This window comes from Pseudomonas sp. PD9R, assembly GCF_019200975.1.
GTDB lineage: Bacteria > Pseudomonadota > Gammaproteobacteria > Pseudomonadales > Pseudomonadaceae > Aquipseudomonas.
The window spans coordinates 483261-503147 of sequence record NZ_JAHTMR010000001.1 but is presented as its reverse complement, the minus strand read 5'-3'; the positions used below and the strand labels follow the sequence as shown (position 1 = coordinate 503147).

General features: G+C 59.7%; 21 protein-coding genes. 12 read left to right on the top strand and 9 right to left on the bottom strand.

The window, feature by feature from the left end; all coding sequences use genetic code 11:
- Positions 1–69: 69 nt before the first annotated feature.
- The 3 genes from KUF73_RS02300 to KUF73_RS02290 all read right to left on the bottom strand — a co-directional run bounded on the left by KUF73_RS02300 (position 70) and on the right by KUF73_RS02290 (position 3136).
- Complete coding sequence (locus KUF73_RS02300) at positions 70–789, bottom strand: DUF2063 domain-containing protein (protein WP_371135400.1); 720 nt, start codon at positions 787–789, stop codon at positions 70–72.
- Between the two features lie 28 nt (positions 790–817).
- Positions 818–1657, bottom strand: a complete 840-nt coding sequence (locus KUF73_RS02295; protein WP_218436414.1) for a DUF692 domain-containing protein — start codon at positions 1655–1657, stop codon at positions 818–820.
- A gap of 144 nt (positions 1658–1801) precedes the next feature.
- Positions 1802–3136, bottom strand: a complete 1335-nt coding sequence (locus KUF73_RS02290; RefSeq protein WP_218436413.1) for an acetamidase/formamidase family protein — start codon at positions 3134–3136, stop codon at positions 1802–1804.
- Positions 3137–3635: 499 nt separating this feature from the next.
- On the opposite strand from KUF73_RS02290, the gene KUF73_RS02285 reads away from it, so the two are divergent.
- Entirely contained in the window at positions 3636–4682 is a 1047-nt protein-coding gene (locus KUF73_RS02285; RefSeq protein ID WP_218436412.1) for a class I SAM-dependent methyltransferase, read from the top strand.
- A gap of 145 nt (positions 4683–4827) precedes the next feature.
- Complete coding sequence (locus KUF73_RS02280) at positions 4828–5670, top strand: NAD-dependent protein deacetylase (RefSeq protein WP_218436411.1); 843 nt, start codon at positions 4828–4830, stop codon at positions 5668–5670.
- A 130-nt stretch (positions 5671–5800) separates the two neighbouring features.
- On the opposite strand, the gene KUF73_RS02275 is transcribed toward KUF73_RS02280, so the two are convergent.
- Positions 5801–6685 carry a LysR family transcriptional regulator gene (locus KUF73_RS02275; protein WP_218436410.1) on the bottom strand — a complete coding sequence of 295 codons (885 nt, stop codon included), beginning with the start codon at positions 6683–6685 and terminating at the stop codon, positions 5801–5803.
- Here KUF73_RS02275 and KUF73_RS02270 point away from each other — a divergent pair.
- The 4 genes from KUF73_RS02270 to KUF73_RS02255 all read left to right on the top strand — a co-directional run bounded on the left by KUF73_RS02270 (position 6675) and on the right by KUF73_RS02255 (position 9544).
- Positions 6675–6884, top strand: a complete 210-nt coding sequence (locus tag KUF73_RS02270) for a hypothetical protein (protein WP_218436409.1) — start codon at positions 6675–6677, stop codon at positions 6882–6884. The genes KUF73_RS02275 and KUF73_RS02270 overlap by 11 nt on opposite strands.
- Positions 6885–6950: 66 nt before the next feature.
- Positions 6951–7649, top strand: coding sequence for a CoA transferase subunit A (locus tag KUF73_RS02265; protein WP_218436408.1), 699 nt, complete (start codon positions 6951–6953; stop codon positions 7647–7649).
- 36 nt (positions 7650–7685) lie between these two features.
- Positions 7686–8351 carry a CoA transferase subunit B gene (locus KUF73_RS02260; RefSeq protein ID WP_057399619.1) on the top strand — a complete coding sequence of 222 codons (666 nt, stop codon included), beginning with the start codon at positions 7686–7688 and terminating at the stop codon, positions 8349–8351.
- An 11-nt stretch (positions 8352–8362) separates the two neighbouring features.
- Positions 8363–9544 carry an acetyl-CoA C-acetyltransferase gene (locus KUF73_RS02255; RefSeq protein ID WP_218436407.1) on the top strand — a complete coding sequence of 394 codons (1182 nt, stop codon included), beginning with the start codon at positions 8363–8365 and terminating at the stop codon, positions 9542–9544.
- Positions 9545–9796: 252 nt separating this feature from the next.
- On the opposite strand, the gene KUF73_RS02250 is transcribed toward KUF73_RS02255, so the two are convergent.
- Positions 9797–10435 (bottom strand): NADPH-dependent F420 reductase, encoded by a 639-nt coding sequence (locus tag KUF73_RS02250; RefSeq protein ID WP_256345369.1) that lies wholly within the window; start codon positions 10433–10435, stop codon positions 9797–9799.
- A 76-nt stretch (positions 10436–10511) separates the two neighbouring features.
- Between KUF73_RS02250 and KUF73_RS02245 the strand changes: the two genes are divergently transcribed.
- Positions 10512–11408, top strand: a complete 897-nt coding sequence (locus KUF73_RS02245) for a LysR family transcriptional regulator (protein ID WP_218436832.1) — start codon at positions 10512–10514, stop codon at positions 11406–11408.
- 55 nt (positions 11409–11463) lie between these two features.
- Here the strand turns inward: KUF73_RS02245 and KUF73_RS02240 are convergent, their stop codons facing one another.
- On the bottom strand, positions 11464–12783 hold the full coding sequence (locus KUF73_RS02240; protein ID WP_218436405.1) for an Nramp family divalent metal transporter: 1320 nt from the start codon (positions 12781–12783) through the stop codon (positions 11464–11466).
- Between the two features lie 286 nt (positions 12784–13069).
- On the opposite strand from KUF73_RS02240, the gene KUF73_RS02235 reads away from it, so the two are divergent.
- From KUF73_RS02235 to KUF73_RS02215, 5 genes are all read left to right on the top strand, one after another.
- On the top strand, positions 13070–13867 hold the full coding sequence (locus KUF73_RS02235; RefSeq protein ID WP_218436404.1) for a hypothetical protein: 798 nt from the start codon (positions 13070–13072) through the stop codon (positions 13865–13867).
- A gap of 55 nt (positions 13868–13922) precedes the next feature.
- Positions 13923–14840, top strand: a complete 918-nt coding sequence (locus KUF73_RS02230; protein ID WP_218436403.1) for a DMT family transporter — start codon at positions 13923–13925, stop codon at positions 14838–14840.
- An 84-nt stretch (positions 14841–14924) separates the two neighbouring features.
- Positions 14925–15596, top strand: coding sequence for a glutathione S-transferase family protein (locus KUF73_RS02225; RefSeq protein ID WP_218436402.1), 672 nt, complete (start codon positions 14925–14927; stop codon positions 15594–15596).
- Between the two features lie 31 nt (positions 15597–15627).
- The gene (locus tag KUF73_RS02220) at positions 15628–15954 is read left to right on the top strand and encodes a putative quinol monooxygenase (RefSeq protein WP_218436401.1); all 327 of its coding nucleotides are present in this window, start codon (positions 15628–15630) and stop codon (positions 15952–15954) included.
- 270 nt (positions 15955–16224) lie between these two features.
- Positions 16225–16797: a hypothetical protein gene (locus KUF73_RS02215; protein WP_218436400.1), complete on the top strand. Its 573-nt coding sequence runs from the start codon at positions 16225–16227 to the stop codon at positions 16795–16797.
- A gap of 3 nt (positions 16798–16800) precedes the next feature.
- On the opposite strand, the gene KUF73_RS02210 is transcribed toward KUF73_RS02215, so the two are convergent.
- The 3 genes from KUF73_RS02210 to KUF73_RS02200 form a co-directional block, all read right to left on the bottom strand.
- The gene (locus KUF73_RS02210) at positions 16801–17517 is read right to left on the bottom strand and encodes an alpha/beta hydrolase (RefSeq protein ID WP_218436399.1); all 717 of its coding nucleotides are present in this window, start codon (positions 17515–17517) and stop codon (positions 16801–16803) included.
- Positions 17518–17659: 142 nt separating this feature from the next.
- On the bottom strand, positions 17660–18772 hold the full coding sequence (locus KUF73_RS02205) for a succinylglutamate desuccinylase/aspartoacylase family protein (protein ID WP_218436398.1): 1113 nt from the start codon (positions 18770–18772) through the stop codon (positions 17660–17662).
- Positions 18773–18966: 194 nt separating this feature from the next.
- Positions 18967–19746, bottom strand: a complete 780-nt coding sequence (locus tag KUF73_RS02200; protein WP_218436397.1) for an ABC transporter substrate-binding protein — start codon at positions 19744–19746, stop codon at positions 18967–18969.
- Between the last annotated feature and the right edge of the window lie 141 nt (positions 19747–19887).

Sequence of the window (19887 nt, the reverse complement as noted above, 5' to 3'; positions counted from 1 at the left end):
TGGCCGTGTAACCGCGCAGGATCGCATTTGTAAGAGCTGCCGCAGGCTGCGATCTTTTGACTGTAGTGATCACACCAAACCCAAAACCCCTTCGTCATGCATCTGCCGCAACAGCGCCAACCCGTTATCGAAAAACGTCTGCGACCCGGTCCTCCCCGCCTCCACCGCCAACTCCTGCAACTGCGCATGGCCGCTCAGCTCGGGAAATTCCTCGATTCGTTGCAACAACCGCCACGCCAGCGGGCTCAATTCGGAAAACTTCACACTCCAGTCTTCGACCCGGCGAACCAGTAGCAACGTAGGTTGCGCCGGTGCGGTGTCCGGCTGGTAATCCGGTCCGACCAAATGCACCGGCCAGGCGTAAGCCAACGGCCAGGTCAGTGGCGAGACCTGCAACGGACACTCCAGCAACAACCCGGCGTCGCTGACAGGCAATGGCTGGTCATCGGATTGTTGCAGGGCCATTTCCACCCATTCGTAGTGCGCCAGCTCCACCATGAACGGCGGCCACGATCCATCCGCCAACGCGGCCGGGTCAGACGCCAGGAATTCGACGAACTCTTCGGCGATCTCACCAAATTTCGGCGTTTTGGCGCGGTAGTCGCGCAGGAATATCCGCACCAGCGAACGCCAGCGCGCATCGCCCAGAATCTTTACCAGCACCGGAAAGGTGCCGCTGATCAACGACGACAGGTTGGCAAACACCAGGTCGCGATAAATCTCGGCTCGTACCGGGTTCATTTCGGCCGGTGGCGCGCAGTGGTCGGGGTTGCGCAGGTACTGACCCATGCTGTGTTGCTGTTCGTGCAGCGAACGCTTAGCCACGGGTCACCTCCTGGGTCTGCAAGCGGCGAATGGTCTGCAATTCGGCCACCAGTTCGGAAAACGCCGGAAAGTTGAAGTCTCGCTCCAGCAAGGTCGGTTGCGCGCCGAACCGCGCATATGCCTCGGCGAGTAGCGACCACACCGCCGGTTTGACCGAGGCGCCATGGGTGTCGATTTTCAAGGTATCGGACTCATCGAAGTGCCCGGCGATGTGCATGGCCACCACACGGTTCGAATCGATACCGGCCAGAAAGGACCGCGGATCGAAACCATGGTTGATCGAGTTGACGTACACGTTGTTAACGTCCAGCAACAGGTCGCAATCCGCTTCGCGCAGCACGGCGTTGGTGAACGTCACTTCGTCCATGTCCTGCTGGGGCGCGGCGTAGTAGGAGACGTTTTCCACCGCCAGGCGTCGACCGAGAATATCCTGGGCCTGACGAATGCGCGCGGCAACGTGAAGCACCGCTTCTTCGGTAAACGGCAACGGCAACAGGTCGTAGAGGTGACCATCATCGCTGCAATAACTCAGGTGCTCGCTGTACAGCGGCACGTTGTGATGATCGAGAAAAACCCGCACCTCTTGCAGAAATCCGACGTCCAGCGGCGACGGCCCACCCAGGGACAATGACAAGCCGTGACAAGACAACGGATAGCGCTCGGCCAGGGTTCGCAGCGCTGCGCCATGAGCGCCGCCGATGCCGATCCAGTTCTCCGGTGCGACTTCCAGAAAGTCGAAATGACCGGCCGATGCAGCCAGGAGATCCTTCATTAAACCGCGACGCAAGCCGAGCCCGGCGCTGGCCTTGGCTGAAGTGATGGGGGTTTGCATGGTGTCTGTCTCAACGGTTGTCAGTACGGAATCACAGTTAATCGAAGTGATGTATCGGGGCTGTGTTGCGTACCGACGGAAAACGGCAGGGCTTGTATCACCAGCGGGTCTGTACACACTCTGGTACAGACCCTGTTTTCGGCATTACGCCAGGTCGTACTTCTCGCGCACCAGATGACCGATGCCGATACGATCCAGCACGTCCATCGGGCACAGGAACGTCACGCGCACAGTGCCTGGCAGGCGGCTGATGTCGATCGAGCCGGTGATGGTGGCGCGGTTGAGTACTTCGTCGTAGGGCAGACCGGTAACGGTGGCGGCACGGGTCAAGCCGTTCTCCACCGCCAGGTTGAGGTTTTCGCCACTGCCGATGAAGGTGATCGGGCCGCTTTGCTCGATCTCGTGCTGACCCCAGCGTGCGCCCAATTCACGGACTTTGGCCCGTTGTTCGGCGTTCATGGGCCGGGCCATAGGCGGCAAGTCATCGAGGTTTTGCAGGAGGATCGGCCCTTCCAGCGTCAGGTTTTTCACCACTTCGACGCTCACTTCGGTTTCCCCGGAGCAATCGGTGGCGTGCCCGGCGATCTCGCCGTTGCCCTGCTGGGCGTGCATGTCGCCCATGTACACCCCAGCCCCCGGCACTTTCACCGGGCAAATCAACACGCACCCTTCGCGGATCGAGTTGGTGTCCATGTGGCCGTCAGTCTTGGCTGCGTGCAGTTCTTCACGGGTCATGCCAAAGCGGTGCGGGGCGTTGATCAGGTATTGGCCGAAATCGGCGCAGTTGTGGGAATCGGGTATATCGCGTGAAGGCATGGTGCCGATGTTGCCGAGGAACGGACGCATGTGCGCGGCCACACCAGGAATATCCGCACGGGCCAGCGACAGGATCGAATGCTGCGCGGCGAATTCCGGCAGCGCCGACATTTGCGAGGCATTGCCGGCCAGTTGATTGGCGATGTCCTGATTGACCGTCAGACTGACCTGGTTCTGTGCATCGAACACAATCACGTAGCCGTGGCTGAAACGAAACGCACTGACTTCGGCACCGCAGTTGTTACAGCGAATCGCGTCCTCACCGATGCCATCGACATGACTGGCCGGGTGTTCAGTACCGCACTTGGCGCAGAACTTGGAGACGAATGGATCGCCGTTGTAACGCCCTTCAACGAAGGTCATGACCCCGGACGAGGTGGCCAACGAGGTCACGCGCATGCTTTTGATCTTGATGGCGACCGCATCGCCGATTTCCGCACCGACGATGGCCACCGGCTGCGTCACTTCATGGCCGCCTTCAAACGATGGCGTGATCATCGGGCCCCAACAACCCGGCGGCGTTCCGGTAATCAGGGTGCCGCCGTCAGCCAACGGACCGAGCATCGGCTGGCTCGGGCCAATGATGCCGTTGGTGTAGTGATCGACCCGCAGGCGATTGACCGGCGTGGCATTGAGGTTGGGTTGCGACACAAGCGTTGTCATTGTTGTCCCCTTGACCGCATCAGGCGCGGAACAGAGTCAGGAGCGAAGGCCGCCTTTGAAGGCGGTCAGGAAAAGGTCTTGGCCGCCACGGTTTCAAGGCGCCAAAACGGCCTTCACAGTTCATCGCAGGTTTGTATCTGGTCTGTGTTCGCGGATGGTCCGGAGTTGTGGGGGACTGTATCGAGAGGTCGGTTAGATACATTGGGATACATGCACTCCCCAGGCACCGCACCCTGTAGGGGCTGCCGAAGGCTGCGATCTTTGATTTTTATTTTTAAAGATCAAGATCAAAAGATCGCAGCCTTCGGCAGCGCCTACAGGGTTCTGTGCCAAACCGCGGGGCTTTCGTCGCCTCAGATACCGGCACACGGCCCGCGAACTAAACTTAATGCACGCAGGACGAGCCAATCGTCCTGTTCATTCCAACGACCACCGCCCAGAGGCGCATGCCTCGACAAACAATGCCTCTGGACCGTGATCCTGTTAAGGAGCACACGTGATGGACGAGGCCAGACTCAACGATTTCATGGGCAAACTGGTGAATGACATGGGCGGCGCGGCGATGCTCGCCAACGTCATCCTTGGCGAAGAGCTCGGCCTGTACCGGGCCATGGCCGACAGCCAGCCCACCAGCCCTGAAACACTCGCCGACAAGACCGGCTGCAACCCCCGCCTGGTGCGTGAATGGCTTAGCGCCCACGCCGCCTCCGGCTACATGGAACACGTTGACGGCCAGTTCCGCCTGCCCGAAGAGCAGGCCCTGGCATTGGCCATCGAAGACTCACCGGTCTACATTGCTGGCGGTATCGGGGTGGTCGCGTCGTTTTTCCATGACAAGGACAAACTGGTCAAAGCGATGCGCGGCGACGGTGCCCTGCCCTGGGGTGATCACCATCCGTGCATGTTCAGCGGCACGGAACGGTTCTTCCGCCCTGGCTACAAGGCACATTTGATCGCCGAATGGCTGCCGGCGCTTGATGGTGTGGTCGCCAAGCTGGAAGCCGGTGCCAAAGTGGCGGACATTGGCTGCGGGCATGGCGCCTCCACGGTGATCATGGCCCAGGCGTTTCCGGATTCGCGGTTCGTCGGTTTCGACTACCACGCACCCTCCGTCACCGTCGCCACCCAACGCGCTGAAGAAGGTGGCGTCTCCAGTCGCGCGCGGTTCTTCCAGGGCACAGCCAAAAGCTACCCCGGCGACGACTATGACCTGGTCTGCTACTTCGACTGCCTGCACGACATGGGTGACCCGGTGGGCGCGGCGAAACACGCCTATGAGTCGTTGAAACCAGACGGCACGGTGCTGCTGGTAGAACCGTTCGCCAACGACTCGCTCGACGACAACATCACCCCGGTCGGTCGATTGTTTTATGCCGCCTCGACCTTCATCTGCACGCCCAACTCGCTGTCCCAGGAAGTCGGCCTCGGCCTCGGCGCCCAGGCAGGCGAGGCGCGGTTGCGCAAAGTGTTCACCGAGGCCGGATTTTCAAGTTTCCGCCGGGCCACGGAAACGCCGTTCAACCTGATTCTGGAGGCACGCAAATAACTGACGGCCAAAATGTAGGGGCTGCCGAAGGCTGCGATCTTTTGATCTTGCCGTTAAAAGCAAAATCAAAAGATCGCAGCCTTCGGTAGCTCCTACAGGGGTGATGCTAATCTGCATGCACCCAGGGTCCACCGGAGTGTTGAACATGCTCGACCACCCGATCCGAGAACAGCTCGACCGGCTCCAGCAGCTTATGGCTGATCGACCGTTCGTGGTCCTGACCGGTGCCGGGATCAGCACGCCCTCGGGTATTCCGGACTACCGCGATAACCAGGGCGTACGTCGTGGCCGGCAGCCGATGATGTACCAGGAATTTCTCTCGGCACCCGAGTCCCGGCGGCGTTATTGGGCGCGGGCGATGCTGGGTTGGCCACGGGTGCGCCAGGCCCAACCGAACGTCGCCCACGACACCCTCGCCCGCTTGCAAAGCACCCGACAAATCAGCGGGTTGATTACCCAGAACGTCGACACCCTGCACGATCAGGCCGGTAGCCATGACGTGATCGAACTGCACGGCAGCCTGCACCGGGTGCTGTGCCTGGACTGCGGAAAACGCAGCGAGCGAGATTCGATCCAGCACCTGATGGAAGCACAAAATCCTTATCTGGCCGGCGTTGACGCGGTGCAGGCGCCGGACGGCGACACCCTGCTGGACGCGGCCTTTGAAGCACGCTTTCAAGTGCCGCATTGCCCGCATTGCGCCGGAGAACGGATGAAACCCGACGTGGTGTTCTTTGGCGAAAACGTCGCCCAGGAAACGGCAGCCAAAGCGATGGCCGCCGTGGAAAAGGCTGCCGGGTTGCTGGTGGTCGGTTCGTCGCTGATGGCATATTCGGCGTTCCGCCTGTGCCGGGCGGTGGTGGATCAGGGCAAGCCGTTGCTGGCGATCAACCTGGGCAAAACCCGCGCGGATGACATTCTGGATTTGAAAATAGAAGGGTCGTGCGAACAACTTTTACCGTTGCTGGCTCAACGCCTCTTCAACTAATCAACTCAATACCCTGTAGGAGCTGCCGCAGGCTGCGATCTTTTGATCTGGTTTTTTGGCGGTGCTGAAATCGCTGAAGATCAAGATCAAAAGATCGCAGCCTGCGGCAGCTCCTACAGGGGGTGGGGTGTTAGAGAGAAAATTGTGCTTTAAGCACATCAAACAATGCCTGGGCCGCCGCCGACAGTTCTGCGCCCGGCAGGGTCAGCACGCCGATTGCCCGCTCCACCACAGGGTCGCTCAAGGTGATGCATCGCGCGCCCAGTTCACGCATCTGCCCGGCGCACAACGCTGGCACAGCACTCACCCCCAACCCACTGGCAACCATCCGCCCGACTGTCGCCAGTTGGTGGCTTTCAAATTCCACCGGCAATTTCATTCCCCGCGCCTGCAGATGTTCTTCCAGCATGACCCGCACCGTCGACGGGCGCTGCAGGGTGATGAACGGTTCCTTGAGCAGCGTCTGCCAATCGATTTCGTCGAGTTCGGCCAGTGCCGAATCATCAGGCACCACCGCCACAAATCGATCGATATACAAGGGGGTGAATTGCAGCGACGAACTCATGGTCGGCTCAAACGCCACCCCCAGTTCCACCTGACGGTCACGGACCATTTCCAGCACCTGTTCGTTGATCACGTCGTTCACGGTGACGTTGACTTTCGGGTAGCGGGCACGGAACGTCTTGAGGATTGGCGGCAACAGGTTGCCGGCAAACGATGGCATGGCCGCCAAGGTCACCCGCCCGCGCTGCAGAGTGAAGCGCTGGCGCAGTTCGTCCTCGGCATTGTCCCAGTCGGCGATCAGACGGCGCGCCAGTGGCACCAGCGACTCGCCTTCGGCGGTCAGCGCCACATTACGGGTGTTGCGGGTAAACAAGCGTCCGCCGAGGCCCTCTTCCAGCGCCTTGATGGTCAGGCTCAGGGCTGACTGCGACAGGTGCAGGCGCTCGCAGGCCACGGCAAAACTCAGGCTCTGGGCCACGGCCAGGAAGGCGCGGATCTGCTTGACGGTCATGCGCGCTGTCTCCAGGGTAACTACATTAATTCGACCGTTCCCTGTAGGAGCTGCCGCAGGCCGCGATCTTTTGATCTTCAACGATCCCACCACCGCTAAAAAGCAAGATCAAAAAATCGCAGCCTTAGGCAGCTCCTACATGAGCGGCACTGTTGAGTTTTATCTATTAATCAACCTTAAAAATCAACTTAACAAATAAATACTCCAGCGCGACACTTCATTCATTCGGCTAGCCAGCCGCCCACAAAGAATAAAAGAGGTGCATATGGCAGGTTTCGACAAGCGTGTGAGTTCCTACGAGGAAGCTCTGGCAGGTCTTGAAGACGGCATGACCGTGATCGCCGGGGGCTTCGGCCTGTGCGGGATCCCGGAAAACCTGATCGCCGAGATCAAGCGCAAAGGCACTCGCGACCTCACCGTGGTTTCCAACAACTGCGGCGTCGACGGTTTCGGTCTCGGCGTGCTGCTGACTGACCGCCAGATCAGCAAGGTTGTCGCTTCTTATGTTGGCGAGAACAAACTGTTCGAAGAGCAACTGCTCAAGGGCGAAATTGAAGTCATCCTGACCCCGCAAGGCACCCTCGCCGAAAAAATGCGCGCGGGCGGTGCCGGCATTCCGGCCTTCTTCACAGCGACCGGCGTCGGCACTCCGGTGGCCGAAGGCAAGGAAGTGCGCGAATTCCATGGCCGCAAGTACCTGATGGAAGAATCCATCACCGGTGACTTCGCCATCGTCAAAGGCTGGAAAGCCGACCATTTCGGTAACGTCATCTATCGCCACACCGCCCAGAACTTCAACCCGCTGGCCGCCACCGCCGGCAAGATCACCGTGGTCGAAGTCGAAGAAATCGTCGAACCCGGCGAGCTGGACCCGGCGCAGATCCACACCCCTGGCATCTACGTCGACCGGGTCATTTGCGGCACGTTCGAGAAGCGCATCGAACAGCGCACCGTGCGTAAGTGATCCCCTGCCCCCGGACCGAATGAAGGAATAACAACAATGGCACTTTCCCGCGAACAAATGGCTCAACGCGTCGCCCGCGAAATGCAGGACGGCTTTTACGTAAACCTGGGCATCGGCATTCCGACCCTGGTCGCCAACTACATCCCTGAAGGCATGGAAGTCATGCTGCAGTCGGAAAACGGCCTGCTGGGCATGGGTCCTTTTCCTACCGAAGAAACCATTGATGCCGACATGATCAATGCCGGCAAGCAAACCGTGACCGCGCGCATCGGCGCTTCGATTTTTTCCTCGGCGGAGTCGTTCGCGATGATCCGCGGTGGTCATGTCGACCTGACCGTACTGGGCGCCTTTGAAGTCGACGTACAAGGTAACATCGCCTCGTGGATGATCCCCGGCAAACTGGTCAAGGGCATGGGCGGCGCGATGGACCTGGTGGCCGGCGCAGACAACATCATCGTCATCATGACCCACGCGTCCAAGGACGGTGAGTCCAAGCTGTTGTCCCAATGCAGCCTGCCGCTGACCGGCGCCGGTTGCATCAAGCGCGTTCTGACCGACCTGGCCTACCTGGAAATCGAAAACGGCGCGTTCATTCTCAAAGAACGTGCGCCGGGTGTCAGCGTCGAAGAGATCGTTGCCAAAACCGCCGGTAAACTGATCGTGCCGGACCACGTTCCGGAAATGCAGTTCGCTGCCCAGTGAGGAATCATTCCATGCAAGAAGTCGTCATTGTTGCCGCTACGCGTACCGCGATCGGCAGTTTCCAGGGTGCCCTGGCCAATGTTTCTGCGGTTGACCTGGGCGCGGCGGTGATCCGTCAGTTACTGGCGCAAACCGGGCTGGATCCTGCAGAAGTCGATGAAGTGATCATGGGCCAGGTGTTGACCGCCGGTGCCGGGCAAAACCCTGCGCGCCAGGCCTCGATCAAGGCCGGTCTGCCTTTCGCTGTACCGGCCATGACCCTGAACAAGGTCTGCGGCTCGGGCCTCAAGGCCCTGCATTTAGGTGCCCAGGCCATTCGCTGCGGCGATGCCGAAGTGATTATCGCCGGCGGCCAGGAAAACATGAGCCTGGCCAACTACGTCATGCCCGGTGCCCGCACCGGCCTGCGCATGGGTCACGCGCAAATCGTCGACACCATGATCAGCGATGGCCTGTGGGATGCATTCAACGATTACCACATGGGCATCACCGCCGAGAACCTGGCCGAGAAGTACAACCTGAGCCGCGAACAGCAAGATGCATTCGCCGCCGCCTCTCAACAGAAAGCCACCGCCGCGATTGAAGGCGGGCGTTTTGTTGATGAAATCACGCCGATCCTGATTCCACAGCGCAAGGGCGAACCACTGTCCTTCGCCACCGACGAGCAACCACGGGCCGGCACCACCGCCGAATCCCTGGGCAAGCTCAAGCCAGCCTTCAAGAAGGACGGTTCGGTGACTGCCGGTAACGCCTCGTCGCTGAACGACGGCGCCGCTGCCGTGATCCTGATGAGCGCCGAAAAAGCCAAGGCCCTGGGCCTGCCGGTACTGGCAAAAATCGCCGCTTATGCCAACGCTGGTGTGGACCCGGCAATCATGGGCATCGGCCCGGTCTCGGCCACTCGTCGCTGCCTGGACAAGGCCGGTTGGTCCATCGATCAACTGGACCTGATCGAAGCCAACGAGGCTTTCGCCGCACAATCGCTGGCCGTGGCCAAGGACCTGGAATGGGACTTGAACAAGGTCAACGTCAACGGTGGCGCCATCGCCCTCGGCCACCCGATCGGTGCCTCGGGCTGCCGCGTGCTGGTGACCCTGCTGCATGAAATGATCAAGCGTGATGCCAAGAAAGGCCTTGCGACCCTGTGCATCGGTGGTGGTCAGGGCGTGGCACTGGCGCTCGAACGGGCTTAAAGCGTTCAACAGACGGCGCGGGGACCCACGAATATCCGTTCGCCGTCTGGCAAAACACCCGGTGCGACTCACGTCGCACCGGGTTATCTCCGCTCCCCTGTAGGAGCTGCCGAAGGCTGCGATCTTTTGATCTTGTTTTTGATCTTTTTGAGATCGCCGAAGATCAAGATCAAAAGATCGCAGCCTTCGGCAGCTCCTACAGGGAGTAGCCGTCACGTGTATTCATACGAACGCAATAGCCATCGCATTTCGTCAGGCAAATTTCACCAGGTTCAACACCGGCAACGGTCCGCCCGGAAACTGCGCCAGTCGCGCGCCGACACTCAGCGTCCCCAGATCAATCCCGAAGAACCCCACCTGCTCGATCAAGTTCGCCACTTGCGCTTTCGCGTCAGCATCATCGCCCGAGAGAAACAGCACTCGCCGCCCACCCTCCGCTGTCGGATCGCTCTCAAGCAAACGTGCCACCAAGTGATTGAACGCCTTGACCACCCGCGCCCCCGGCACCCACTCAGCGAACACTTCGCTGGATGTACGCCCCTGTAAATCCACCGCTTTGAATGAGGGTGCCTCTATCGAATTGTTGGCATCAATGACAATTCGCCCGGCAAAGTCCGGCAGACCCGCCAGCGCCGTCGGCAACTTCGACCAGTTCACCGCGACCAGAACGATCGGCTGGGCGGCCGCTTCCTCGCGGGTGCCGGCACGGGCCGTTGGCCCGAGTTCTGCGATCAGATCGGCGAGGCTTTCCGGCCCGCGACTGTTCGCGATGACTACTTCGATGCCCTGACGGGACAAGGCTCTGGCGAAGGCTGATCCGATGGCGCCGGCGCCAATGATTCCAATGGTGCTCATGGTTTTCTCACTCCGAGGGTTGTCGTTGGAGCGAATACTGCCCTTGCCATTAGTGTTTTATTAGCCGGTAATGACTTGAATGATTTTCAAGTCTTGCTATCAGGTCGTAACCATGGAAACCCTCGCCAATCTCGAATCCTTTGTACGCAGCGCCGAGACCGGAAGCTTCTCAGCCGCCGCGCGGTTGCTTGCACTGACACCCGCCGCCGTCAGCCGCAACGTGGCGATCCTCGAGCGCAACATTGGCGTTCGTCTTTTCCAGCGCTCCACCCGCAAGCTGTCCCTGACTGAGGCCGGCGAGCGCTTTCTGGCCAGCATCGGCGGCAATCTGCAGGCGTTACAGGCGGCGATCAGCGCCGTCACCACCGATCGGGGTGAGCCGGCAGGCGTGCTTAAAATCAGCCTGGCACCGACCTTTGGCATCGGGCACATTTTGCCGCTGCTGCCGGCGTTTCTGGCGCGCTATCCGTTGATCCGCCCGGAATGGCATTTCGAAAACCGCCCGGTGGACCTGATTGCCGAAGGCTATGACGCGGCCATCGGTGGCGGCTTCGAATTGACGCCTGGCGTCATTTCGCGAACCCTGGCGCCAGCACAGGTGGTGGCCGTCGCTTCGCCGACCTATCTGGCCAGCCGCCCCTTACCCAAAACCCCGGCGGACCTCGCCGGTCACATCGGCATCGCGATGCGCGGCAGCCTCACCGGACGGATTCGTCAGTGGACGATGCGCGATGGCGCCGGCCATGAAATGCCGGTCAACCTCAACGAAAACATTGTCATCAACGACCCCGCCGCCATGCGTGAAGCGGCCATTCTCGGTTTGGGCGTCACGTTGCTGGTGCTGCCCGATGTGCAGGCGAATATCCAGCGCGGTGAACTGGTGCGCGTTCTGCCGGATTGGCATGCCGATGCGGGACCGATTTCGTTGTACTACCCGAGCCGGACGCTGATGCCGGCCAAGACCCGGGTGTTTATTGATTTTGTCGTCGAAGCGTTCGAGCGGAGTTGAAGATCAAAAGATCGCAGCCTGCGGCAGCTCCTACAGACTGCGACCTTTCAACAGCTCACCCAAACAGCTGCAGAATCAACCAGCTATTTGCCCCGCTGATCACCACAAACACCCCCCACGCCAACACCCGCGTCGGTAACCGGTTCACAAACGGCCCCATCAATTTCTTATCGTTGGTCATGCGTATCAGCGGATACAGCGCAAACGGCAATTGCAAACTCAACACCACCTGACTCAGCACCAGCAGCTTGCCCACCGCATCGTCACCCATTAACCAGACGCCGATGAACGCCGGGATCAGCGCCAGCCCACGGGTGATCAGACGCCGTTGCCAGCAAGGAATCCGCAGGTTCAGGAAGCCTTCCATGATCACCTGGCCGGCGATGGTGCCGGTGAAGGTTGAACTCTGCCCCGACGCCAGCAACGCGACCCCGAACAGCACGCTGGCCAACGCCCCGCCCACCAGTGGATCAAGCAAATGATAGGCGTCCTGAATATCCACGACATCGGTGTGCCCGGTCTGGTGAAACGCAGCGGCAGCAAGAATCAGGATCGCCGCGTTGACCAGCAACGCCAGCGCCAGTGAACCAATCGTGTCGATGCGCGCCAGTTTCACGGCGTCCTGCTTGCTGGCCAGGTCCTTGCCGATCAGCCGGGTCTGCACGATCGAAGTGTGCAAGTACAAGTTATGCGGCATCACCGTGGCCCCGAGAATACCGATGGCCAGGTACAGCGGCGCGGCACCGCTGATGGCTGACAGTGACGGTTTGAAACCCTGTAAGACGTCCGGCCAGTATGGTTTGATCAGCATCAACTCGACGAAGAAACACGCGCCAATGGTGCCTACCAGCACCAGCATGATTGCTTCCAGGCGGCGGAAGCCACGGTTTTGCAGGGCCAGTACCAACAAGGTGTCGAACGCTGTGAGCGCGATGCCGAACGTCAGCGAGCAACCCAGCAGCAAGTGGAACGCCAACGCACAGCCGAGCACTTCGGCAAGGTCGGTGGCGATGATCGAGATTTCCGCCAGTACCCACTGTGTGCGGGCGGTCCGCGTGCTATAGCGCTCGCGGGACAATTGCGCCAGATCACGCCCGGTGGCAATGCCCAGGCGCGAACACAAACATTGCACCACCATCCCCGCCAGGCTGGCCAACAGCACCACAAACAACAGGCTATAGCCAAACCGCGATCCGGCCTCGATGGCGGTCGCCCAGTTGCCCGGGTCCATGTAGCCAATCGACACCAGCAAGCCAGGACCGGCAAAGCGCAGCACGCGCTTGAAAAATGAGGCAGTGGGATCGACGGCCACACTGCCGGCGACTTCAGGCGGACAAAACGGTGCGGTGGCGACTTTGGGCAAACTGAATTTCACGCGATGGTCCGTCAACAGGTGGGAGACGCCCAGCTTAGACGTTTCAATTGCTCCGGTGTACACGCAAGTCCCTGCTGACGAAACGCCGCTTCTTTTGAAACCCCCTGTAGGAGCTGCCGCAGGCTGCGATCTTTTGATTTTGCTTTTAAAAAACAGGATCAAAAGATCGCAGCCTGCGGCAGCTCCTACAGGGGCCATATTTTGTATACAAAATCGATATATCTATAGAGCAATCCAGCGTGCTCAATGCTACCGTTGCCGGCATACACAGGTCGGAGATATACGCGTGCTGATGCTCAAACTGCTGGTGATTCCGGGATTTCTGCTGCTGATCTCTCTGGCGGGTAAACGCTGGGGACCGAGCGTGGCCGGTTGGTTGTCGGGGCTACCGGTGGTGGTCGGGCCGATTCTGTTTTTCCTCGCCATTGAACAAGGCGAACTGTTCGCCGCGCAGTCAGCCATGGCAGCGCTGTCGGCAATGGTCGCCATGATCGCTTTCTGCGTGACCTATGCGCAGGTTGCTCAACGCGCCGGCTGGACGATTGCATTGACGATTTCGCTGACGGTCTGGGCTGTGATCGCCGTGGTGTTGTCGTTGATCCCGCCATCGTTGCTGTTTTCGGTGATTGCGGCGGCGACGGCTCTGTTGGCCGCGCCCTACCTGTTCCCGTCGGTGCAGCCGGTCCTCTCAGGCCCGGCACCAAAATCCGACAAATTGCTGCTGCGCATGCTGGCCGGGGCCTTGCTGACCCTCGCCGTCACCTTGCTCGCCAGCACGGTCGGCGACCGCTGGAGCGGGCTGCTCGCCGTGTTCCCGGTATTGGGCAGTGTGATGGCAGTGTTCTCCCAGCAAACCCGTGGTCCCGCATTTACCGCCGCCCTGCTGCGAGCAACGGCCACCGGCATGTATTCGTTCTCGGCGTTCTGTCTCGTGTTGACGCTGACTTTGCCAAGTCTGGGCATGAGCGCGTTTGCCCTGGGCGTTGCGGTATCGGTGGCGATGTTGGGCGTGACCAAACGCTTGCTGGCGCGCCCCGTCGGGCCGGTATCGGCGGACGCTGGACGAACCGCGATCAAGCGCTAAGCTGCATCAGGTCATCGGGCAAGGAAGTCGCCCGCCACGTGCTGAAGGAACAGACATGACCACGCCTCGCGTCCGTAATGCTCACTCCGCCACAGCGGTCGGCGTAATCGCGATCTTTCTCTGGTCCTGTCTGGCGTTGTTGACCACCCTCACCGAAGGCATTCCGCCCTTTGAATTGCTGACCCTGAGTTTCGCCGTGGCGTTTGCCGCGAGCGTGGTCATTCTAGGTCGACGCGGTCTTGGCGGCTTCAATAGCTGGCGCCAACCCTGGGCGGTATGGGCGACCGGGTTCGTGGGAATTTTCGTTTATCACGCGCTGTATTTTTTCGCGCTCAAAGCCGCGCCAGCCGCCGAAGCCAGTCTGATCAATTACCTGTGGCCATTGTTGCTGGTGCTGCTCTCGGCCTTCGCCGCTGGAGAAAAGCTGCATAAACGGCAAGCGCTCGGCGCTGTGCTGGGTCTGGCCGGCACCGCATTCATCATGCAGCAACGTGGCTCGGACACCTCCGCCGCCATGCCGGTCGCCGGTTATCTCGCGGCGTTCGGCTGTGCGTTGATCTGGGCCGGGTATTCGGTGTTCAACCGGCGCTTCAGTGAAGTTCCAAGCAGCACCATCGGCGGCATCTGTGGCATGTCCGCGGCGGCGGGACTGCTTTGTCATCTCACTTTCGAATCCACCGTATTGCCTGATGCCAGGCAATGGGCAGCCATCGTCATCCTCGGTCTGGGGCCGGCAGGGCTGGCATTTTTTGCCTGGGACCACGCCACCAAACACGGCAGCCTGGCAACACTGGGGGCGCTGTCGTACCTGGCACCGCTGATTTCTACCATGCTGCTGATCGTCGTCGGGCGCAGCCATGCCAGCCCTATTCTGCTAGTGCCTGCAGTGTTGATTATTGCTGGTGCGGTGATTGCCACGTCGCAACCGGCAGTCAAAATCCCTACAACACCTTCGATGGTTTCGCACGAGTAGAGCAATAACCTCGTACGTCAATCGAACAGGTTTCGCCCAACATCAACCTCAGTTCAAACCCCACTACTGACTGAGGCCTACACCATGAAATTCTTTTTCCACCCTTCGCCAAACCCGATGAAAGTCGCCCTGTTGCTTGAAGAACTGCAAACGCCTTACGAATTGATCGGCGTCGATACCTTCAAGGGCGAACAACACTTGCCGGCCTTCCTCGCGATCAACCCGAACGCCAAGGTGCCAGCCCTCGTCGATGGCGACGCCACGGTCTTCGACTCCCAGGCCATCCTGCTGCACCTGGCGCAAAAACATCAGCGTTTCCTGCCAACCAGCGCTGCCGGCAACGCCGAACTGCTGTCCTGGCTGATGTTCATCGCCACTGGCCTGTCGCCGTTCTCCGGTCAGGCCGTGCACTTCCTGCACCACGCACCGGAAGACCTGCCTTACGCGAAAAACCGCTACCTCAAGGAAGTCGAACGTCACTATCGCGTACTCGACCAGCGCCTGGCCGACCATCAGTACCTGGCCGGCGACACTTACAGCGTCGCCGACATGGCGCTCTGGGGTTGGGCCAACTACGCGCCTTACATCCTTGGCGAAAACGGCTTGGCGGCTTACCCGAACGTGAAGCGCCTGTTCGATGAAATCAGCGCTCGCCCGGCAGCCCAACGTGCCCATGGCCTGAAAGAGCAACTGGTGTTGAAGGCCGAATTCGACGAAGAAACCCGCCGCAACTTGTTCCCGCAAAACCAGGCATAAGAAACCGTTCCCAACCTTCGAGGGTGATGAAATGAGTGACCAAGTCGCGTTTATCGTTTACCTGCCGGCCAAACCGGATCGTTTCGTCGAAACCAAAGAACGGCTGCTGGACGTGGTACACCAAATGGCGGCCGAGCCTGATTTCATCAATACCTGGGTGCATCAGCTTCAGGACGAGCCGAACACTTTGGTGCTCTACGAAACCTGGAACTGCAGCAAGGAAGATTTCATCGCACGCCACCTGAGCAAACCTTATCGCCAGGAATACGAAAAGCTGCTGCCGGAGCTGCTGGCCAGCGACCGCCGGATCGAGTTTCTGGAGGTGATCAAGCGTTACCCGGCACGGCGGAAGGTGTAATTGCTTCTCCGTGCCTGGCTCAACCTCTGTGGCGAGGAGCTTGCTCCCGCTCGGCTGTGCAGCAGCCGCAATGATGAACATGACTTCTGCCTGCCAAAATGCGGTCAGCGGTTTTGGGGCCGCTTCGCAGCCCAGCGGGAGCAAGCTCCCTCGCCACAGGTTAGTTTGTAAGCCACAGGTTCGTGACCGTCCGTTAGACCACGCTGGAATGCGCCACAGCCTCCATGGGATGATCGCCCCCCATTGCGCGACCATCCCTGGAGATTTCGAATGTCACTGTTGAGTAAAAAAGCCGCTGTCCTGCTGCTGGCAGCGGTTGCCAGCCTAGGGGCTTTGAATGCGCAGGCGGCCAAGGCCACTGCCAAGGAGACTGCATCGGCACAGAAGGTCTCGATGCTCGGTGGCAAGTTCACCTTCACCCTGCCCAAGGGCTTCGTGGCCAACCCGCTGCCGACCAGCCCCACCGGCGCGAGCGGCACCATGTACAGCAACGAAACCACCAAGACCGTGGTGATCGCGGCAGAAAACAGCCTGCCCGAAGGCGTCACGGTCAAGGACAACGACGGCGCGTTTCTCGATGGCACCGTGGCTGACTTCGACGCGGCGCAGCGCAAGGCTTTGCCGGATTACAACAAACTCAGCGAGAAAAGCCTGACCCTGAAAGGTAACGGGCTGGGCCTGCGCCAGGTCGACAGCACCGCCACTCAAGGTGGCGGCCAAACGCTTAACACCACGCTGATGGCAGCGTCCGGCGGCCACATGACCGTGATTCAGGTGATTTCCCGCCCAGGCGACATGGCGGCGCATGAAACCCTGATCAAACAGATCGTCAGCGGCAAATAAGCCTCAAGGATTGAGACGCTGCAACCAGGCGCTCAAATCCTGTATTTCGGCGGCACTGATGTTGTGACCGACACCGTCGTAGGCGTGAAACTCAGGTTCGAGTGACACGCTCTGCAACAGGCTGTTGGCTTCGGTGCCGTCGCTGATTGGAAGTCGTTTATCCGCTGTACCATGACCGATGAAAATCGCCAGCGACTGGCGTTTTTCATCCGGTTTCAGCTCGGACTTGAGCACCGGCAAAATCCTCCCGCTCAATGCAGCGATCCCGCCCACGGCCTCTGGATGGCGCAGAGCAACTTCGTAAGACATGATCGCGCCCTGGCTAAAGCCCACCAGGTAAACCTTGGACGGTTCGGTGTGGTATTTCTTCGCCGCCTGAGCGATGAAATCCAGCAGCAACTGGCCGCTGGACTTCAGGTCATCCGTCTCGCCGTTGTAGGCACCTTCGCCCTTCTTGCGAAACCACTGGTAACTGCCCTCTTCCATCACTATCGGCGCACGGACCGACAGGTAAGTGTATTGCGCGGGCAAGTCATCCTTGATGCCGAACAGATCCTGCTCGTTACTGCCGTAGCCGTGGAGGAAAATCACCAGAGGTTGATTGCTCGAATCGGAATTGGCCTGCTCCAGGTACTTGAGCGGCAGATCGGTTTGCAGTGGGGTTTGAGCGTGGACAGCGGCGGACGCCAGCAGCGTGAGCAGAGCAAGAATTCTCAACATAAACCTTCCTTCACAGTGCGCAGGATTCGGTTCAGAGCCTAACACTCTTCTCGCACACTGTAGGAGCTGCCGCAGGCTGCGATCTTTTGATCCTGAAAATCAAAAGATCACAGCCGGCGGCAGCTCCTATGGGTGAGTGGGGTCAGTCGTTGATGAGCTTGCCCACACGAATCGGCTCCCGCCCCGCTACTTTCGCCTGCCACGTCCCCGGTTGCGTGTAGCGCCCACGATCGATGGCAAACAACACGCCAGTGGTGCCAGCGCGAACAGTGGTGACCTTGTCGTTCAGCGGGTCGACCACTTCAAACAGGGCATCGCCCTGCTCCACCCATTCACCCGCCTCGCGCAGGAAACTGACCACCCCGTGGTGCGGCGCGAACAGGTACTCCGTGCCTTCGAACGGCATGCCTTCACAGCATTCGACCGGGGCCACCGGCCAAGTGCCCTTGATGAAACCCTGTTCGGCGAGAAAGCCCAGAATGGCCTCGCAATTGGCTTGGGCCTGATCAACTCGGGTGTCGCCCATGCTGCCCAGTTCCAGGGTTGTCGCCAGGTTCGCCGGTGGAATCGCCGCTTCAGGGAAAGCCCTGGCCAGGCGCAACCATGGCGCGGAACAGGACTCATCAAACGAACTGCCGCCAGAATCTTCACACAGCAACGCGACACCGGCCTTCAGGCGCGCGGCCAAGGATTGCCACTGCGGCCAGTGTTGCGGCAACGCATAGATGTGAATCGCCGCGTCGAAGTCGCAATGCAGATCAAGGGTGATGTCGGCGTCGCAAGCATGGCGCAGCAACAAGCGATGCATCGCCTCCAGTTGCGAAGCCGGGGCCGGCAAACCATCGAGCACCTGGCCCATGGCCTGGCGAATCAGGGCGATGTTGGCTTCGGCATCGTTGCCCAAGCGGTCGCCAATCAACTGCCCCACCGGTGCGCTGAGCTCGACAAACGAGCGGTTGAAATTCTTGCCGCTGCCCAGTTCAAAGCGGCCCATGTGACTGCCTTGCAGGTGCTGATCGAGACCGATGGGATTGGCTACTGGCACCAGCTCGATCACGCCTTGCAACTGCCCCTGGCTTTCGAGTTCGGTCAGGCGTTTTTTCAGTTCCCAGGCCGTGCGCATGCCCGGCAATTCGTCGGCGTGCAGGCTGGCCTGGATGTAGACCTTGCGAGTGCCCGCGCCATAACGAAACACGCTGAGGCTGCGCTCGGTACCCAGGTGGCTCCAGGGCAATGGATGGTCGATGCGTTGCATGGAAAGCTCCAGGTTCGCGAAAATCATGTAGGAGCTGCCGAAGGCTGCGATCTTTTGACTTTGATCTTTAAAAGCAAGATCAAAAGATCGCAGCCTGCGGCAGCTCCTACATTGGAATGTGTTGGAAGGATAAATCATGAACATAAAAAAAGTGGCAACCGCGTCAACGGTTGCCACTTTTTTGAACGGCTCGATTACTCGCCGTAAACGTCAAACTGGAAGTACTTGTCCTGCACTTGCTTGTACTTGCCGTTGGCGCGGATCTCGGTGATGGCTTTGTTGAATTGCTCGGCCAGAGCGGTATCGCCCTTGCGCACAGCAATACCGGCGCCGCCGCCGAAGTATTTCGGATCGTTGTACTCAGGGCCTACGAAGGCGAAACCTTTACCGGCGTCGGTTTTCAGGAAACCGTCGTCCAGGTTGACCGAGTCGGCCAGCAGCGCGTCTACGCGGCCGGAGACCATGTCCAGGTTGGCTTCCTGCTGGGAACCGTAGCGAACCAGGACGATGCCGGCCGGTTGCAGTACTTCAGTGGCGAAGCGGTCATGCGTACTGGCGCGCAGTACACCGACTTTCTTGCCTTTGAGTTCGGTCAGCGGATCCTTCACAGCGGAGCCTTCCTTCATCACGAAGCGCGCCGGGGTGTGATAGTACTTGATGGTGAAATCGACGTTTTTCTTGCGATCGTCGGTGATGGTCATGGACGACAGAATGGCGTCGATTTTCTTGACCTTAAGCGCCGGGATCAGGCCGTCGAACTCTTGCTCGACCCAGGTGCACTTCACTTTCATCTGCTCGCACAGTGCATCGCCGATATCGACGTCGAAACCGGTGAGTTTGCCATCAGGGGTTTTCATCGAAAATGGCGGGTAACCGGCTTCGATACCGATGCGGATCGGCTTGGCGTCTTCGGCCACGGCGGTCAGGGACAACATCGACAGTGCCAGGGCACCAAACATCACTAGCTTCTTCATTTATAACTCCTGTGTGCGGAGGCTTTTATTGGCAGCTTTCGGTCGGTCGCTTGTGGCGGGTAAAGACCGAAGTGGCCGGCAGTCTAGAGGTGCGGCCGCAGGGTAAATTGTGTTTAAGCGACAATTATTTATAAAAAAGTG

What these genes read in the sequence shown, in the direction of transcription:
- KUF73_RS02300 (WP_371135400.1), bottom strand. Translation starts at nt 789, where the DNA reads ATGGGTCAGTACCTGCGCAACCCCGACCACTGCGCGCCACCGGCCGAA.
- KUF73_RS02295 (WP_218436414.1), bottom strand. Translation starts at nt 1,657, where the DNA reads ATGCAAACCCCCATCACTTCAGCCAAGGCCAGCGCCGGGCTCGGCTTG.
- KUF73_RS02290 (WP_218436413.1), bottom strand. Translation starts at nt 3,136, where the DNA reads ATGACAACGCTTGTGTCGCAACCCAACCTCAATGCCACGCCGGTCAAT.
- KUF73_RS02285 (WP_218436412.1), top strand. Translation starts at nt 3,636, where the DNA reads ATGGACGAGGCCAGACTCAACGATTTCATGGGCAAACTGGTGAATGAC.
- KUF73_RS02280 (WP_218436411.1), top strand. Translation starts at nt 4,828, where the DNA reads ATGCTCGACCACCCGATCCGAGAACAGCTCGACCGGCTCCAGCAGCTT.
- KUF73_RS02275 (WP_218436410.1), bottom strand. Translation starts at nt 6,685, where the DNA reads ATGACCGTCAAGCAGATCCGCGCCTTCCTGGCCGTGGCCCAGAGCCTG.
- KUF73_RS02265 (WP_218436408.1), top strand. Translation starts at nt 6,951, where the DNA reads ATGGCAGGTTTCGACAAGCGTGTGAGTTCCTACGAGGAAGCTCTGGCA.
- KUF73_RS02260 (WP_057399619.1), top strand. Translation starts at nt 7,686, where the DNA reads ATGGCACTTTCCCGCGAACAAATGGCTCAACGCGTCGCCCGCGAAATG.
- KUF73_RS02255 (WP_218436407.1), top strand. Translation starts at nt 8,363, where the DNA reads ATGCAAGAAGTCGTCATTGTTGCCGCTACGCGTACCGCGATCGGCAGT.
- KUF73_RS02245 (WP_218436832.1), top strand. Translation starts at nt 10,512, where the DNA reads ATGGAAACCCTCGCCAATCTCGAATCCTTTGTACGCAGCGCCGAGACC.
- KUF73_RS02230 (WP_218436403.1), top strand. Translation starts at nt 13,923, where the DNA reads ATGACCACGCCTCGCGTCCGTAATGCTCACTCCGCCACAGCGGTCGGC.
- KUF73_RS02225 (WP_218436402.1), top strand. Translation starts at nt 14,925, where the DNA reads ATGAAATTCTTTTTCCACCCTTCGCCAAACCCGATGAAAGTCGCCCTG.
- KUF73_RS02220 (WP_218436401.1), top strand. Translation starts at nt 15,628, where the DNA reads ATGAGTGACCAAGTCGCGTTTATCGTTTACCTGCCGGCCAAACCGGAT.
- KUF73_RS02215 (WP_218436400.1), top strand. Translation starts at nt 16,225, where the DNA reads ATGTCACTGTTGAGTAAAAAAGCCGCTGTCCTGCTGCTGGCAGCGGTT.
- KUF73_RS02210 (WP_218436399.1), bottom strand. Translation starts at nt 17,517, where the DNA reads ATGTTGAGAATTCTTGCTCTGCTCACGCTGCTGGCGTCCGCCGCTGTC.
- KUF73_RS02205 (WP_218436398.1), bottom strand. Translation starts at nt 18,772, where the DNA reads ATGCAACGCATCGACCATCCATTGCCCTGGAGCCACCTGGGTACCGAG.
- KUF73_RS02200 (WP_218436397.1), bottom strand. Translation starts at nt 19,746, where the DNA reads ATGAAGAAGCTAGTGATGTTTGGTGCCCTGGCACTGTCGATGTTGTCC.